Here is a 15,910-nt window from a genome sequence, read left to right as displayed (position 1 = left end):
GTGGGTTGCGTCGCTCTCGCGATCCGATCAAGCCAAGCATCTGCGCCCAACCCGTCCAGATTTCAAGGAAGACCCCCCGATGCGCTTTCTGACCTGCTCGCTCGCTTCGATGGCCATGGCTCTGGCTGCGCCGGCCATGGCGAAGGAGGCGCCCGCTGCTGTGCCGGCAATGCCGGCGGTGACCGAGCAGGTGCCGGCCGACGCGCCCAAGCTGATCGTCGCGATCTCGGTGGATCAGTTCTCCGCAGACCTCTTTGCGCAATACCGGGAGCACTATGCCAAGGGCTTCACGCGATTGCTGCAGGGCGCCGTTTTCGCGCAGGGCTTCCAGTCGCACGCCGCGACCGAGACGTGCCCCGGCCACTCCACGCTGCTGACCGGCGTACATCCGGCGCGCACTGGGATCACGGCCAACTCGTGGTTCCTGCCCGGGATCGCCCGTGCCGAAAAGGAAGTCTATTGCGTCGAGGATGAGACCGATCCCAAGTCCTCGCCGGACAAGCCGGTGGTGACGGCCCGGCACCTGATGGCGCCGACGCTGGGCGACCTGATGAAGAAGGCCAATCCCAAGACCATCAACGCCGCCGTTTCCGCCAAGGACCGCGCAGCAGTGATGATGAGCGGCCACGATACCGACGCGGTCTACTGGATCGGCGACAACGGTTTCACCACCTTCGCCAACCGCCGCATCTCCAAGGCGACCGAGGCGGAGAACGCCGAACTCACGCGCCGTATCGCTGCCGGCGACGGTCCGCTGCCGGTGCCCGGCTGGTGCGGCAATGTCGACCGCGCGACGCCGATCGGCGATTTCACCATCGGCACCTGGCGCTTCCCGGTCGCGGCTGGCGACTACAAGACGTTCGTGAACGGCCCGCGCGTCGATACCGCCACTGCCGAGATGGCCGTGCGCATGGTGGATGAACTGGGCATGGGCAAGGACGCGGTGCCGGACGTGCTTTCGGTCAGCTTCTCCGCCACCGACAAGGTCGGCCATGCCTATGGCACCGAAGGCGTCGAGATGTGCGTGCAGATGAACGTGCTGGATCAGGCGCTGGGTTACCTGTTCGATCAGCTGGACGCGCGCGGGATCGATTATGAAGTGGTGCTCAGCGCCGACCATGGCGGTTTCGACGCGCCGGAGCGTCAGCAGCTTCGCGGCAATCCCGATGCCCGCCGGATCGATACGGCGCTGATCGCCAAGGCGCTGGCTACCGCCGTCTCGCAGGATACTGGGGTCACCGTGAAGAACGGCCCGCTGTTCTATGGTGCGGGCGAATCGGGCAGCGTCTGGCTCTCCGCCGAACTGACCGATGCTGACAAGGCCAAGGTGATCCCGGCGCTCGTCGCCCGGCTGAAGGCCAATCCGCAGATCGCGGCGGTCTACACGCAGGACCAGATCATGCAGTGGCCCGAACCCAAGGGCAATCCGCAGGACTGGACGATGGAGCAGAAGGTGCGCGCCTCGTTCGTGCCCGGCCGCTCGGGCGAAGTGCAGATGCTGACCAAGCGCGGCGTCGTTCCCGGCAAGGCTTCGCCCGGCAAGGTCGCCACCCATGGCAGCCCGTGGGATTACGACCGCCGCGTGCCGATGCTGTTTTGGCGCAAGGGCATGACCGGGTTCGAGCAGCCCACGCCGGTGGAGACGGTGGACATCGCGCCCACCCTGGCCGCAACGGTGGGTTTGTCCGCGCCTGCGGGCACTTGGGACGGAAGGTGTCTCGACATCGACGCGTCGGAGGCCGATAGCTGCCGTCGATGAACGACTCGGCAGCAAGGCTCGATACAGCGGCGGATCGCCGCGACCTGATCATCCTCGGCGGCGGTCTCGTCGGCATGACGCTGGCGCTGGCGGCCGCGAGGGCGGGGATCACCAGCCACGTGATCGACCGTGCCGATCCGGCGGACCTGACGGCAGAGGGCGCGGATGGCCGCGCCTCTGCCATCTCGACCGCAAGCTGGAACCTGTTCAGCAACATCGGCCTCGCGCCGGCGCTGACGGGCCTTGGCTGCCCGATCGATTCGATCGCCGTTACCGACGGGATGAAGCCCGGCCGCATCGACTTCACGCCGAAGCCCGACGAAGGCACGCTGGGCCGCATGTTCGCCAACCGCGACTTGCGCATCGCCCTGTTCGATGCGGCGAAGGGCGAGCCGAATATCGCCTGGCATGTGAAGACCGAAGCCGTTCGCCGCGACCGTGGCCCGCACGGTGTGGAAGTGGAACTGAGCGACGGGCGCGTGCTCAAGGCCAGCCTCTTGGTCGCTGCCGAGGGGCGCCAGTCGCCCACTCGTGACGAGGCCGGTTTTGCGCTCGCCAAGTGGGACTACAAGCACCGCGCGATGGTGACGGGGCTGTTCCATACAAAGCCGCACGACAACACCGCCTGGGAAATCTTCTACCCGGCCGGGCCTTTTGCTTTGCTGCCGCTGCTCGACGATGTGCAAGGCCGCCACCGCAGCGCGCTGGTCTGGACGGTGTCCGAAAAGGACGCGGCCGGCGTGATCGCCATGAACGATGCGATGTTCGTGAACGAGGTCGAAAGCCGCATGCAGGGCGTGCTGGGCAAGATCTCACTCTCGGCCCCGCGCATGAGCTATCCGCTGCGTTTCCATCATGCCGGGCATGTGATCGACGAGCGTCTCGCTGTCATTGGCGACGCCGCGCACGGCATGCATCCGATTGCCGGGCAAGGCCTCAACCTTGGCCTGCGCGACGTGGGTGCGCTGGTCGAAGTGCTGACCGAGGGCATGCGGCTGGGGCTGGAGCCGGGCGACATGCAACTGCTCAAGCGCTACGAGAAGTGGCGCAGCCTCGATGCCTTCATGGTCATGTCGGTGACCGACGGGCTGACCCGTCTGTTCGGTATTCCGGGGCGCCTGCCGAGCGCGGTGCGCCGGTTGGGCATGGGCGCGGTGCAGCGTCTGCCGACGCTGAAGCGCTTCTTCATGGATGAGGCGCGGGGCATGTCGGGCAAGCTGCCGGAACTGCTTCAGGGCTGAAACTGCGCGCGGGTTGCGCGGGTAGGATTGGACGGCGCAGTTTAGCGGCGAACATCCAAAGCCCGCTATGCGACCGAAGCTAACTTGGACACCCAGCCAACTTAGGCACCCAGCTATCAACATAACACTCGTCGCCCCCGCGAAGGCGGGGGCCCCGCTTCCTTTTGCCTTGCCGATAGAAGAACAAGCGGGATCCCCGCCTTCGCGGGGATGACGGGGTTTGTTTTGCGGGTGTAGGTGGTGGTAGCCGGTATCAGCAATCGGGAGCGACGGGGTGGCCGCAAAGCTCCGCCCTCACTCCTCGCCAGTCGGCTCCGGCGTCGGCATGGGCTCCGTGCCCGGCGCTGCCAGCGGGCTCTGTTGGTTGACGGCGGTGCCGTTCGAATCCTGCAAACGGCGCGGTTCCAGCATCGCGGTGGTTTCCAGCAGATCCAATGCCTTCTGCACATCCTGATAGCGGCGCGCGTCGGCGATCCAGGTGTCCGCCGCCTGCGCATTCGGCAGACGCTCTACTTCGCTGATGGCGTTGGAAATGCGGCGTGCAGTCACCATCAGCCGGGCACGGTCGATGCGCGCGGTAGGCGAAAGCAGCGTCGAGGAATCGCGGTGCACCGTAAAGAAGCTCGACAGTTCGGCGCGCGCCTTCTGCCACAGGCTCTCGTCGCTCTGCTTTTCGCTCAATTCGGGCGAAAGCGCTTCGAGGCGGGCGGAAAGCTCGTCCAGCGTTACCGGGTTCTTGGCGAACTCGATCACCGTCTCCACCGCCTGCGGCTGGGCATTGGTGAAGCGCAGGCGCAGTTGGTCGGCCACGTAGCTGAGCGGTTCGCCCCGGTCGATCATGCGGCGGGCGGCGAAAGCGATCAGCAGGCCTTCGGCGCGGGCGGCATTGCCGGAAGCGGCGTCGGTCTGGAAATCGATGCGCGACAGGCGATCCTCCAGCAGCGCGACGCGGCCCTCCACCGAAGTGAGCGCGGCCATGTCCTGCGGCCTGGGCTTGCCGGTCACGATCGGTGCGGGGGCAGGCGCCACGGCCACCGGTGCGGCCGGCGGGTTCGCCTCATGACCGGGCAGCAGGCGATCGAAATAACCCTCCTGCGCGCCCCACAGCGCCAGCGCGCCGCCCAGCAGGAAGGCGAGCAGCGCAACGAAGACCGCCCCGGCGCGGGAGCGCGGGCGGTGCGGCATCAAGGAAGGCTGCGAGGTCAGGTCCTGCATCACGCTCGTTTCTGTAAGATCACGATCCCGGCGTAAAGCCTTGGCACAAGTCGCGGGCCAAGGCCAGCAATGCGGCATCGTTGGGTTCTGGGGCAATGGCGATGGCGGCCCAACCGCTGCCGGCAGCATCGGCGATGCGCGGACCAAGGGCGGCAAGGCGAATCTGGGCGCGGTCGATCCCGGCTTCGGCGCAGGCGCGTGCGAAATGGGCGGCAGCTTCGCCGGAATGGAGCAGGACGACGGCAGGTATCGCCAGCAATGCTTTCAGCCCGTCCGGCAGGGGCAGCGCCTCGCTGGCGTAGACTTCGCGAGTGGTGATCGAGAGGCCAGGCGGAACGTCCAGCACGATCCGCTCGCGCCCGGCCAGGCGCAGCAGGCGGCGATGGGCCGGATCGATGCGGCCCAGCACGCCCTGCAATCCCCCGCAGCCGGTGAGGATCACGTCGAGCCCGGCCTTGCGCGCGGCTTCGGCGGTGCGCTCGCCCACGGCATAGGCGGGCAAGCCGCGATAGCGTTCCAGCGCCGCGCCGCCGTGGCGCAAGGCGTTGGCGCTGCCCAGCAGCAGCGCGTCGACCGCCTCGCGCGCCACCGGCTCCCAGTCGCGCGCGCGGATCGCGAAGAGCGGGAAGGCACGGGCGTCGAGGCCCATTTCGCCCGCCGCCGCGCATGTCGCGCGCGCGCCGGGCTCGGGCCGGATGACGATGAGGGGCAGGCCGGTCAGCTCTCCGCTCCGACCCCGGCGAAGTGAACGGCAATCGCCGGAACCGCGCGCGCCAGCAGATCGGCGGCGAGCGCGGCGGGGCCTTGCGCGTCGCCGGCGGCGAAGCGGGCCTCGCCCTCCACCTTCTCGGCGCCATCGGGGCTGTAAAGCGCGGCGCGCATGAACAGGTCGTCGCCTTCGTGGCGCGTCAGTACGGCGATCGGGCTGTGGCAATTGCCGCCCAGCCCGGCGAGCAGCGCGCGTTCCGCCTCCACGGCGGCGCGGCTGGGCATGTGGTCGACGGCGGCGAGGAAGGCCTTCGTGCGCGCGTCATCGGCGCGGCACTCGATCATGATCGCCGCCTGCGCGGGGGCGGGCAGCCAGTCGTTCTCATCCAGCGGATGGCCGGTGCCGCTTTCGCCAAGGCGCTTGAGGCCGGCAGAGGCGAGGAACGTGGCATCCGCCTCCCCGGCTGCCAGCTTGGCGAGGCGCGTGGCCACATTGCCGCGGAAAGTCACCACCTTGCAATCCGGCCGGGCGTGGAGCAGTTGCGCGGCGCGGCGCGGGGCGCTGGTGCCGACCACGGCACCTTGCGGCAGCGCGCGGATCGATTCGGCGCCCACCAGCACGTCGCGCACGTCTTCACGCGGCAGAATCGCGCCGATTGCGAAGGCATCGGGCCGGATCGTCTCGACATCCTTGGCCGAATGGACCGCGAAATCGATCTCTCCATCGGCCAGCCAGGCGTCCAATTCCTTGGTCCAGAGCGCCTTTCCACCGATTTCGGCCAGCGCCCGGTCCTGGATGCGATCGCCGCTGGCGGTCACCGCCACGATCTCTATATGCGCTGCATCGATTCCATGCGCGGCGGCAAGCCGGTCGCGCGCTTCCTCGGCCTGCGCCATCGCCAGCGGCGAACGGCGGGTGCCGAGGCGGAAATGGGTTTCATGCGTTTTGGTTGGCGTCGTCATCGGCGGGTTGTGCTACCCGCCAATGTCGTTCAGTGGAAGGCTGTTCAGGGTATTAAAAAGATGAGCACGATACTGGGCATCGAAAGCTCGTGCGACGAGACTGCGGCAGCGCTGGTAACCAGCGACCGCACGATTCTGGCACAGCGCATCGCCTCGCAGGACGAGGCGCACCGGCCTTATGGCGGTGTCGTGCCCGAAATCGCCGCGCGCGCCCATGCCGAACGCCTTGCCCCGCTGATCGAAGCAACGCTGGCCGATGCCGGCATGACGCTGGACGATGTGGACGCCATTGCCGCCACTGCCGGGCCGGGTTTGATCGGCGGGGTGATGGTTGGGCTGGTCACTGCCAAGGCGCTGGCCATGGCGACCGGCAAGCCGCTGATCGCGGTCAACCATCTGGAAGGCCACGCCTTGTCGCCGCGTCTTGCCGATGGCGATCTGCAATATCCCTATATGCTGCTGCTCGTTTCGGGCGGCCACTGCCAGATTCTGCTGGTGGAAGGCGTGGGCAAGTTCCGCCGTCTGGCCACCACCATCGACGATGCGCTGGGTGAGGCTTTCGACAAGTCCGCCAAGCTGTTGGGCCTGGGTTATCCCGGTGGCCCGGCGATGGAGCGACTGGCGCTGGAAGGTGACGCGAAGAAAGTGCCGCTGCCGCGCCCGCTGAAGGGTTCGGATGAGCCGCACTTCTCGTTCGCCGGGCTCAAGAGCGCGGTGATGCGCGCCAAGCAATCCGGCCAGTACAGCGATGCCGATATCGCCGCCTCGTTCCAGCAGGCGGCGATCGACTGCCTGATCGACCGTGCGCGCAGGGCCTTGGCTTCGGTTGGCAAGGTGAACGCACTGGTCGTTGCCGGTGGTGTTGCGGCCAACAAGGCGATCCGTGGTGCGCTGGAGGCGTTGGCGGCCGAGCACGACCTCGATTTCGTGGCGCCGCCGCTGGCGCTCTGCACTGACAACGCGGCGATGATTGCCTGGGCCGGGGTGGAGCGCTTTGCACTCGGCCAGTCCGATCCGTTGGACGTTGCCGCGCGGCCGCGCTGGCCGCTCGATCCCGAGGCCGGGGCCGTGCGCGGTGCGGGGGTGAAGGCATGAACGCGCCTCTTGGCGTGATCGGCGCGGGCGCCTGGGGCACCGCACTGGCGCAGGCCGCTGCCGGCGATGGCAGCGAAGTGCTGCTCTGGGCGCGCGAGCCGGAGCTTGCCGCGCGCATCAACGAAACCCGCCACAACGACGTTTATCTACCGGCCGCTACTCTGGCGCCGAGCATCCGCGCGACATCCGACCTTGCCGAACTGGCGGCGCTGCCGGCGCTGCTGGCCGTCGTGCCCGCGCAGTTCCTGGGCGGCGTGCTGGCGCGTCTTCCGGACCTCGGCTTTGCGGGCGGGGCGCGCGATATCGTGCTTTGCGCCAAGGGTATCGAGGCCGGCACCGGCCGCCTGATGGCACAAGTCGCGGCGGAGGCGGTGCCCGGTGCCCAGATCGCCGTGCTTTCCGGCCCGACTTTCGCGCATGAAGTGGCCGCCGGCCTGCCCACCGCGGTCACGCTCGCCTGTTCGGGCGGACGCGCGCAGTGGGAGCGGCTTTCGCCGCTGATCGCGCGGCCGGCACTGAGGCCCTACTATTCCGACGACGTCATAGGCGCGGAAGTCGGCGGGGCGATCAAGAACGTGCTGGCGATTGCCTGCGGCGTGGTGGAAGGGCTCAAGCTCGGCCAGAACGCGCGCGCCGCGCTGATCGCGCGCGGCTATGCGGAAATGTTGCGGTTCGGCCTGGCGCGCGGTGCGCGGGCGGAAACGCTGTCGGGCCTTTGCGGCCTTGGAGACCTTGTGCTGACCTGTTCGTCCACTTCCAGCCGGAATTTCTCACTCGGCCTTGCGCTGGGTCAGGGACAGACCGCCGCGCAGGCGCTGGCCGGCAAGGCCACCGTGGCCGAAGGCGCGGCAACGGCGCCGGTGCTGGTCGATCTGGCCAGGCGTGGGGGTATCGAGATGCCGATCGCGGATGCGGTCTGCCGCCTGCTGGAAGGCAAGGCCCCCGCCCGCGACGTGGTGAGCGACATTCTCGCCCGCCCCCTGCGCGCCGAGCAGGAGCCGATTCTTTGACCGACGGCATCGTTGCCCGCGACGAAGGCGTGCGGGCGGAAAAGGAGCGCGACGATATCGCCGCCCTCGCCAAGGGCGGGCGGACGAACCTGTTCGGCTTCTTCCTGCGCCTGGCCGCGCGCATCCCGTTCCTGTTCATTGCCGGCCGCGCCTCCGTCTACGGGCCGGCGGCGCTGGGCCGCTTCGCTTCGGCGCTGGTGGTGATCGAGCTGACCTCGATGATCTGCACGATGGGCGAGAAGCGCGGATTGGCGCTGCGCCTGTCGAACATCGAGGGGCAGACCCACCCGGCGAACGTGATTGCGGACGGCACGATCCTGGCCCTGATCGCCAGTTTCTCGGCCGCGCTGTTCTTCTATTTCGTGCCGGCGCCGATGTTCCCGGGCGGGCACTACACGGAAATCGACCGGCTGATGGTGATCGCCATCCCGCCGCTGACGATGACCGAAATCTGGCTGGCGGCGCTGGCCTATCGCCTGCGAGTGACTCCCACGGTCTGGTCGCGCGCCATCGTGGAGCCTTGGACGATCTCCATCCTGGCCGGGGCGATGATCTGGATCGCACCGCATAGCGGGCTTTCGATCGCCTATATCGGCTCGATCTTCGCGGCGGCGTTGACCGCGTTCATTCCCTTCGTGCGCGAATACGGCATGCCGCGCGGCTGGCGGCCCAAGCCGCGCGAAATGCGCAAGCTGGCGCTCCGCTCGGCGCCGATCGCGCTGGCCGACACTATCGAATGGGGCACGCGCCGCGTCGATCTGTTCCTGCTGGGCTTCCTGGCGCCATCGTCGGCGGTCGGCGTCTATTACGCCGCGCAGCAAGTAGCCAGCCTGCCGCAGAAGCTGAAGACCAGCTTCGAACCGGTGCTGGGCCCGGTGATCACGCGCAACCTGAAGGAAAAGGACTATGCCGCGATTGCCCGGCAGGTCTGCCAGGTGGGCTTCTGGATCACCGCCGCGCAGGCCGGCATTGCGCTGGCACTGGGGCTTCCGGGCGAGGGCGTGATGGGCCTTGTCGGGCGTGAATTCGTGGGCGGCACCGGCGCGCTGGCGTTCCTGCTGGCCGCCGAAGTGGTGGCGGCCACCGCCGTCGTCAGCGAGGCGGCGCTGATCTACGTTGCCAAGATGCGCAACCTGATCGTCTCCATCGTGACCATCGGCGTGCAGGCGGTGCTGACCTTCGGCGGCATCCTGCTGATGCAGCGCCTGGGGTACAATTCGCTCTATCAGGCGGCGACGGCGGCGGCGGCGCTGATGGTCTCTCTGGGCTTCGCTTCACTGGTGAAGTCGCACATGCTGGCGAAATTCCTGGGGGAACCGATCAACAACTGGCGCTGGGCGCTGGTATGGGCGGCGGTGCCGGCGGTGGTCATCGGCTATCTCGCCACCGAATTCCTGCCCGAGTGGGCGGAACTGGCCTTCGGCATTCCCGCCATCCTGGGCTCCTATTTCCTCGTGATCTGGAGGAAGGCATTCGGTCCGGAGGATCGGAAGCTGTTCCAGAAGGCAAAGACGGCCTGAGCCGCCTTTCCAGTCCGGTAAAAGTTCGTCTAGGCTAGCCATATGAATCCTCGCCGCGCCTCGATCGTCGCCGTGGGCGCTGCAATCAGCCTTGCCCTGTCCTTCATTGCTACCCGCGTGGAGGGGCCGGATTTCGTGCGGGGCCTGGAACAGGAGGCCATTGCCGTCCGCGATGCGGCGGGCGGGCGCAGCGTCGTTCTGCGCTTCCGCGATCGCTATGGATGGATTACCCGCCACCCGATCCTCTCCGGCGGGCAGGGGCTGGACGATGCCACCCGCACGCGCGTGGCCGCTGCCGTGGCCGAAGTGCCCGGAATCGGCGGGATCAGCTGGGCCGGGCAGGACACGGGATCGACCAAGCTGCGCTGTCAGGACGATGTCGAGGCGATCCTGGCCAGCCGCTCGATCCGCTTTACAGAGGCGAGCGCGCAGATCGATCCGGCCAGCGTGCGCTTGCTGGACGAAGTGGCACAGGCGCTGCGGCCTTGCGTGGGCAGCATCATCGCGGTGACCGGGCATACCGACGCCGGCGGCATCCCGGAGGCCAACGTCGCGCTCTCCCGCGCGCGGGCGGAGGCGGTGCGCTGGGCGCTGATCGGGCGCGGCATCCCCGCCGATGGGCTGCGCGCCACCGGCGTAGGCTCCAAGCGACCGATCGAGGGGCTGGATCCCAACGATCCCGCCAATCGCCGCATCGAATTTTCCGTGATCGCATCGGCGCCCGTGAAGCCGACGCCGATCGATACGCCCGGGCCCAGTTGATGGCTCAGTTGATGCCCCAGTTGATGCGTCCGGGCCTCGGAAAGACTATGAAAGGAGCTGCCCATGCCGCTATGGCTTGAAATGGCCGTTTCGGTGCTGCTGACCTACTTTGCGGGGTTCGGCATCGGCTGGCTTCTGTGGAACCGGAAGGGATAGTTTCGTGCTGCAAATGATCCAGGCCAACTGGCTGGTCTTCATCGCCGCCCTGCTGATCGGCATCATCGTCGCCTACTGGCTGTTCGCCCGGGCGTCGAAGCCGGCACCGCGCGACCGCCGTCCGGACGTGCTGGACGAAGGCGCCGCGCCCGCGCAGCGTAATCAGGCCCTGATAGACGATGCGCCGCCCGCCGCGCAGTTCACCGCGCCCGTTCACATCGATCCGCCGGCGATGGCGGGCCTGATGGCCGGGATCGGCGAAGTGATCGCGGTGGCTGCGCAGGAGGAAGTGGACAACGCGGTACCGCCGCAGACCATCGCCGCCGAGCCCGAGACGCCGGCCCCCACACCGGCCCCCCCACCGGCCGCCGCGCCTGCTCCGGCACCCGTTGCCGCGCCGGTCACGCCTGCTGCCGCTACCGGCGGGGACGACGATCTGCGCAAGATCAAGGGGCTCGGCCCCAAGATGCAGACGCTGCTGACGTCGCTGGGGATCACTCGCTTCGCCCAGATCGCCGCGTGGACCGATGCCGATCTGGACGATCTGGACGGCAAGCTGGGCGCCTTCGCTGGCCGCCCGCGTCGCGACAACTGGGTGGAGCAGGCCAAGCTGCTGGCCAGCGGCGATACCGGCGATTACGAGGCGAAGTTCGGCAAGCTCTGATCGATCGGGCGCCGAACAGAAAAGGGGCCGTGCCTTCGCTGGCACGGCCCCTTTTTCGTATCCGGAAGGGGGCGGTGCGATGACCAGCCCCCGATACCATCACGCAGAACCGTCAAGCCCCGGCGCGATAGCTTTCCATGATGTCGCGGCGCAGCGCCGCGCCGCTGTCGGTGCGCGAATAGAACATGTGCCCGCCGGGGTACATGTGCAGGTGCACGCGGTCCGCACGGCCGAATTCGGGCATTTGCGAGACGATCAGGCGCGAACCGAAATAGGGGCACGAAAGGTCGTCCCAGCCGTGCACGATGTCCACGGTCATCTTCGGGTCGATCGAGATCGCCTGGCGCAGATCCTTCACCGGGTTGTCGCTGTTGTCGCGGTCCCACACCTCGTTCACTTCGTTCGATAGCGCGTTGTAGCGGGCATCGACCTTCCAGCCGACCTGACGCGTCACGAAATCGACCATGGCGGACGTGGTGGGCGCGATCAGCGTGGTCAGCAGCGGGTCGCCGTACTTGGGGCGGGCGCTGGCGGGGAAGGGATCGAACGCGGTGAAGTTCGAATCGTAGACCGATCCGATCAGCCCCTGATCGCGGCGGATTTCGCGCAGATAGGTGCCGATATCCACGCGGCCGTCCATGCGGCGGACCAGTGCTGGATCGAGCCCGGTGATCTCTGCCACCTTGGCCGAAAGGCGGTCGGTCGCGGCCTTGTCCTTCGGGCCGGCCAGGAAGTCGGCCACGAATTCGGTCTTCAGGTACTGCTCGATCGGCGCCATGTTCTCGGCGCTCAGCTTGCCTTCGCGCTCCAGGTGGCCGGCCGCCATCGCGGGCAGGTTGATCATCCACGGCAGCGGCGACAGCGCATCGTCCTCACCGATGGCCGGCGGGTCGAGGTAGGGCGAAACCATGGTCATGCCGTTGATGCCCACGCCCATCTCCGTCTGGAGATAGTAGGCAAGACGCGGCACGCGATAGCCGCCGTAGCTTTCGCCGGCCAGGTACTTGCGGCTGGTCAGGCGGCCGTTCTGGTTCAGCCAATCATAGACGATGCGGCTGAGGTACTTGATGTCGTTCTCGGACGTGTAGAACGCCTTCTTGGTCGCCTCCGCATCGACGCGGCTGCGCGAGAAGCCGGTGCCGATCGGGTCGATGAAGACGAGATCGGTGAAATCCAGCCACGAATTCGCGTTGTCGCGCAGCACTGCCGAATCGGAGGGAGCGTCGCCCTGCGCGCCGAACTGCACGCGCTTGGGACCGATGGCGCCCAGGTTCAGGTAGACCGATGCCGCGCCGGGGCCGCCGTTGAAGGCGAAAGTGACGGGGCGCGTGGTGGGCGCGCCGGGCACGGTATAGGCGGTGTAGACCACCTCGCCGATGGTCTTGCCTTTCTCGTCCTTGACCGGAAGGGAACCGACGGTGGCGACGTAGTTCACCGTCTTGCCGCCGATCACTGCCGACTGCTTGATCGACTTCGCTTCGGGGAAGGGGGCGAGCTGGGTGTCGTCCTTCTTCTCATCCTTGGCTTCGGGGGCAGGCTTGTCGGCCGCGTAAGTGGCGGCCGGGCCTGCGGCGAGGGCGAGCGAAAGCGCCACGCAGGCGAGGGAAACGGTACGCATCGGGAAGTACGACCCCTTGTTGAGTGCGCCCGCGAGCGGGGCGCCGATGGGGCCGATGCTTAGAACGGGTAAATAGTATACGGCAAGAGTGTGACTACCTAAAATGCGACACGGGCGATGTGCCTTGTTTGAAGCTCGTCACATCCGTGACGAGCTTGCGGCACCGGCCCACTCCCCCACCCGACCACCCATCAGGGTACACTCGTGGGTGGTCGGGTGGGGGAGTGGGCCGGTGCCGCCAAAATCCGCCTGCGGCGGATTTTCAAACAATCACATCATCATCGTGCCCGTCTCGATGAAGCGCTGATGCCACGAAAGGGCCTCACCCGGCAGTGAGGGCGACTGAAGGCCATAGGAATCCTTCAGCGCGCGGGCGTAGTAGTCTTCCAGCATCGGGCGGTAATCCGGATGCGCGCAGTTGGCGATGATCACCGTGGCGCGCTCCTTGGGGCTCAGGCCGCGAAGGTCGGCCAGGCCCTGCTCGGTGACGATCACCTGCACGTCCTGATTGATGTGGTCGACATGGCTGGCCTGCGGCACGATGGCCGAGATCTTGCCGCCCTTCGCGGTGGAGGGCGTCATGAAGATCGAGATATAGGCGTTGCGCGCGAAGTCGCCCGAACCGCCGATGCCGTTCTGGATGCGGGATCCCATGACATGGGTGGAGTTCACCGCGCCGTAGATGTCCGCCTCGATCAGGCCGTTCATGGCAATGCAGCCCAGGCGGCGGATCAGTTCGGGATGGTTGGAGATTTCCTGCGGGCGCAGGATCATCTTGTCGCGATAGCGGCCCATGTCCGCATTGACGCGCGCGGCGGCCTCCGGGCTGAGCGAGAAGGCGGTGGCGGAGGCCATGCGCAGCTTGCCGGAGTCCAGCAGGTCCAGCATGCCGTCCTGGATCACTTCGGTGTAGGAGGTCAGGCTGTCGAACGGCGCATCGACCAGGCCGGTCAGCACGGCATTGGCGATATTGCCCACGCCCGACTGGATCGGCAGCAGCGCCGAAGGCAGACGGCCCAGCTTCACTTCGTGCTGAAGGAATTCCAGGATGTGACCGGCGATCGCCTTGGCCTTCTCGTCCGGCGGGCTGAACGGGGCGTTTCGGTCCGGCCGGTCGGTCTCGACCACGGCGACGACTTTGGCGGGATCGACCATCAGGTAGGGCGAACCGATGCGATCATCGGGCTTCACCAGCGGGATCGGCACGCGCGCGGGCGGCAGGGCAGTGCCGTAATAGATGTCGTGCATGCCCTCCAGCGCCTCGTTCTGCCACGAGTTCACTTCCAGGATCACCTTGGAGGCGCGATCCAGCCAGGTCTTGTTGTTGCCGACCGAGGAAGAGGGGATCAGACTGCCGTCCGGGCGGATGCCGGAGACTTCGATCACCGCGGTGTCCAGCGGGCCCAGGAAGCCCTGCCATGCCATCGGTGCCACCTGCGACAGGTGCATGTCGAAATAGTTCATCTCGCCCTTGTTGATGCGTTCGCGGGCGATGGGATCGGAATTGTAGGGCAGGCGGAATTCGATGCCATCCGCCTTGGCCAGCGCGCCGTCCAGTTCCGGCCCGGTAGAAGCGCCGGTCCACATGCGGACGCGGAACTGGCGTCCGGCGGCATGCTCGGCCTCGATCTGGGCGGCAAGGGCAAGGGGGACGGCCTTGGGGTAACCCGATCCGGTAAAACCGCTCATGCCGACGGTGGAACCGCTCTCGATAAGGCGGGCAGCCTCCTCCGCAGGCATGATCTTGGAACGCATTTCGGGGCATTCGATCCGCATGGCAACCTCTTCGCTTGTGACTTTCCGTAGCGGCCAGTCGCGCCGACGGGCCCTCGCGTACAGTGCAAAGTGTACCGAAGCGATTGCGGCCGGCGCATGACAAGTAACACGGCAGGCGCAAACTGTTCTAGCGTGGACCCATTTCCATGACGGCGCGTGCAAGCGCCACGAGTTCGGCCTCACGATTGACGCCGCACTTCTGGAAGATCGTGCGCAACTGGCTGATGACTGTCTGCACGCTGACGCCGCGCAAGTTGGCGACCTGTTGGCGCGAATGACCGTGGGCCAGCAGCGCGACGACTTCGCCTTCCGCCAGCGTCAGCCCCAGTGCGGTGCCGATCGTGCGCGCCTGCGCCTGCGCGGGGCCCAGCGGCGCGCGCAAGGTTACGATCACGCGGGGTGAGAAGCCGAAGCTCCAGTCCTGCCGGGGCAGCGTGCGCACGTCGACCAGCAGCAGCCCGTTTTCGGACCGCAGCCAGAGGTCGGCCGGCTCACTGTCCTTGCCGGCCAGCGCGGCGGAGATGCGGCCTTGCAGCAGGCGGTCCAGATCGGGCCGGTGGGCGCGCAACATGCCGCCGCGCACTTGCAGGGTGCCGGGGCCGAGCAGCCCGCGCGCCGATTCGGTTGCATCGCAGACCTTGCCCAGCGCATCGAGCAGGATTGCCGGGCTGTGGAACGCTTCCAGCGATCCGCGCAGCAGCGCTATGCCCTGATGCTCGATCGCATCCTGCATGCGGATCGCGGCCAGCACATCGGGGGCGACGGCTTCCAAAATGTCGCGCTGGGCCTCGGTCGTGCGTCCTTCCGCCGGCCCGTGAAGCACCGCGAGGCCGAAGAGCACCCCGGGCCGCTGGCTGAGCACGATCTGGGCGCCGAACTCGGCATCGTACTTGCGCACATGGTCCAGGTAGGCCTCGCTTGTCCCATTTTGGCGCACCTGATCATAATGCGCCTCCCAGGTCATCTCCATCGGGGCGCGGGTGGCCCCCACGCGATAGTTAACGTCGGGACGCAATCCACCGGCGGCCACGAACTCCGCTTCGTATTCGGGAGGGGTGTCGGTCGCCCAGTTGAAGGCCTGGAATCGCGTGCCCAATGCCAGCAATTGCGCCCGCGAAGACCCTGTAGCATCACGCAAAGCCTGGAGTGCAGTGTCCCACCCCCCCTTTTCGAAGGGTGCACGCGCGAAGAGGCTGCCCACCACTTCCGCGTCGCTGCGGAATTCCCTGTTTCCCGGCACAGAACCTTCATGGCGTCTGTAGAACTACTTAACAAGTACTGTTAACGCGCACTCGTGCTCAGAGCGGCTACCACGAACATGGTATGTTGAGGGAAGGGATTACGTCCACAACGGACTTGCGACCCGAGGGATCGGCGAAATGCGATCCTGAGACTGGCCCGGGGCCCGCTTCGGCAGGCCCCG

Annotated in this window: 13 protein-coding genes; 7 read left to right on the top strand and 6 right to left on the bottom strand. The window is 67.1% G+C overall.

Features of this window, described 5'->3' with window-relative positions:
* The first annotated feature begins 79 nt into the window (after positions 1-79).
* Both WBP07_RS13750 and WBP07_RS13745 read left to right on the top strand, forming a co-directional pair.
* Positions 80-1,759 carry an alkaline phosphatase family protein gene (locus WBP07_RS13750; RefSeq protein ID WP_395391834.1) on the top strand — a complete coding sequence of 560 codons (1,680 nt, stop codon included), beginning with the start codon at positions 80-82 and terminating at the stop codon, positions 1,757-1,759.
* Positions 1,756-3,000, top strand: a complete 1,245-nt coding sequence (locus WBP07_RS13745; RefSeq protein ID WP_395391833.1) for an FAD-dependent monooxygenase — start codon at positions 1,756-1,758, stop codon at positions 2,998-3,000. Before WBP07_RS13750 ends, WBP07_RS13745 begins: the two co-directional genes overlap by 4 nt.
* A gap of 294 nt (positions 3,001-3,294) precedes the next feature.
* Here WBP07_RS13745 and WBP07_RS13740 read toward each other — a convergent pair whose 3' ends face one another.
* From WBP07_RS13740 to hemC, 3 genes are all read right to left on the bottom strand, one after another.
* On the bottom strand, positions 3,295-4,215 hold the full coding sequence (locus WBP07_RS13740) for a hypothetical protein (RefSeq protein ID WP_395391831.1): 921 nt from the start codon (positions 4,213-4,215) through the stop codon (positions 3,295-3,297).
* A 19-nt stretch (positions 4,216-4,234) separates the two neighbouring features.
* Positions 4,235-4,864, bottom strand: a complete 630-nt coding sequence (locus WBP07_RS13735; RefSeq protein ID WP_395391830.1) for a uroporphyrinogen-III synthase — start codon at positions 4,862-4,864, stop codon at positions 4,235-4,237.
* 68 nt (positions 4,865-4,932) lie between these two features.
* On the bottom strand, positions 4,933-5,886 hold the full coding sequence (hemC, locus tag WBP07_RS13730) for a hydroxymethylbilane synthase (protein ID WP_395391828.1): 954 nt from the start codon (positions 5,884-5,886) through the stop codon (positions 4,933-4,935).
* 60 nt (positions 5,887-5,946) lie between these two features.
* On the opposite strand from hemC, the gene tsaD reads away from it, so the two are divergent.
* The 5 genes from tsaD to WBP07_RS13705 all read left to right on the top strand — a co-directional run bounded on the left by tsaD (position 5,947) and on the right by WBP07_RS13705 (position 11,093).
* A complete protein-coding gene (tsaD, locus tag WBP07_RS13725) occupies positions 5,947-6,981 on the top strand; it encodes a tRNA (adenosine(37)-N6)-threonylcarbamoyltransferase complex transferase subunit TsaD (RefSeq protein ID WP_395391827.1) in 1,035 nt (344 codons plus the stop codon).
* Positions 6,978-7,991, top strand: a complete 1,014-nt coding sequence (locus WBP07_RS13720) for an NAD(P)H-dependent glycerol-3-phosphate dehydrogenase (RefSeq protein WP_395391825.1) — start codon at positions 6,978-6,980, stop codon at positions 7,989-7,991. The genes tsaD and WBP07_RS13720 overlap by 4 nt, the downstream gene beginning before the upstream one ends.
* The gene (locus tag WBP07_RS13715; RefSeq protein WP_395391824.1) at positions 7,988-9,511 is read left to right on the top strand and encodes a lipopolysaccharide biosynthesis protein; all 1,524 of its coding nucleotides are present in this window, start codon (positions 7,988-7,990) and stop codon (positions 9,509-9,511) included. The genes WBP07_RS13720 and WBP07_RS13715 overlap by 4 nt, the downstream gene beginning before the upstream one ends.
* A 42-nt stretch (positions 9,512-9,553) precedes the next feature.
* On the top strand, positions 9,554-10,273 hold the full coding sequence (locus tag WBP07_RS13710; RefSeq protein WP_395391822.1) for an OmpA family protein: 720 nt from the start codon (positions 9,554-9,556) through the stop codon (positions 10,271-10,273).
* Between the two features lie 169 nt (positions 10,274-10,442).
* Positions 10,443-11,093, top strand: coding sequence for a hypothetical protein (locus tag WBP07_RS13705; protein WP_395395795.1), 651 nt, complete (start codon positions 10,443-10,445; stop codon positions 11,091-11,093).
* A 112-nt stretch (positions 11,094-11,205) separates the two neighbouring features.
* Here WBP07_RS13705 and WBP07_RS13700 read toward each other — a convergent pair whose 3' ends face one another.
* The 3 genes from WBP07_RS13700 to WBP07_RS13690 form a co-directional block, all read right to left on the bottom strand.
* The gene (locus WBP07_RS13700) at positions 11,206-12,711 is read right to left on the bottom strand and encodes a S10 family peptidase (protein WP_395391820.1); all 1,506 of its coding nucleotides are present in this window, start codon (positions 12,709-12,711) and stop codon (positions 11,206-11,208) included.
* A gap of 270 nt (positions 12,712-12,981) precedes the next feature.
* Positions 12,982-14,466, bottom strand: a complete 1,485-nt coding sequence (locus WBP07_RS13695; RefSeq protein WP_395391818.1) for an acetyl-CoA hydrolase/transferase family protein — start codon at positions 14,464-14,466, stop codon at positions 12,982-12,984.
* 148 nt (positions 14,467-14,614) lie between these two features.
* Entirely contained in the window at positions 14,615-15,583 is a 969-nt protein-coding gene (locus WBP07_RS13690; RefSeq protein ID WP_395391816.1) for a helix-turn-helix transcriptional regulator, read from the bottom strand.
* Positions 15,584-15,910 lie beyond the last annotated feature (327 nt).

The sequence above is a fragment of the Novosphingobium oxfordense genome, from assembly GCF_044029435.1.
GTDB lineage: Bacteria > Pseudomonadota > Alphaproteobacteria > Sphingomonadales > Sphingomonadaceae > Novosphingobium.
The sequence above is the reverse complement of the archived record's forward strand: the minus strand, read 5'-3'. Positions and strand labels throughout refer to the sequence as shown.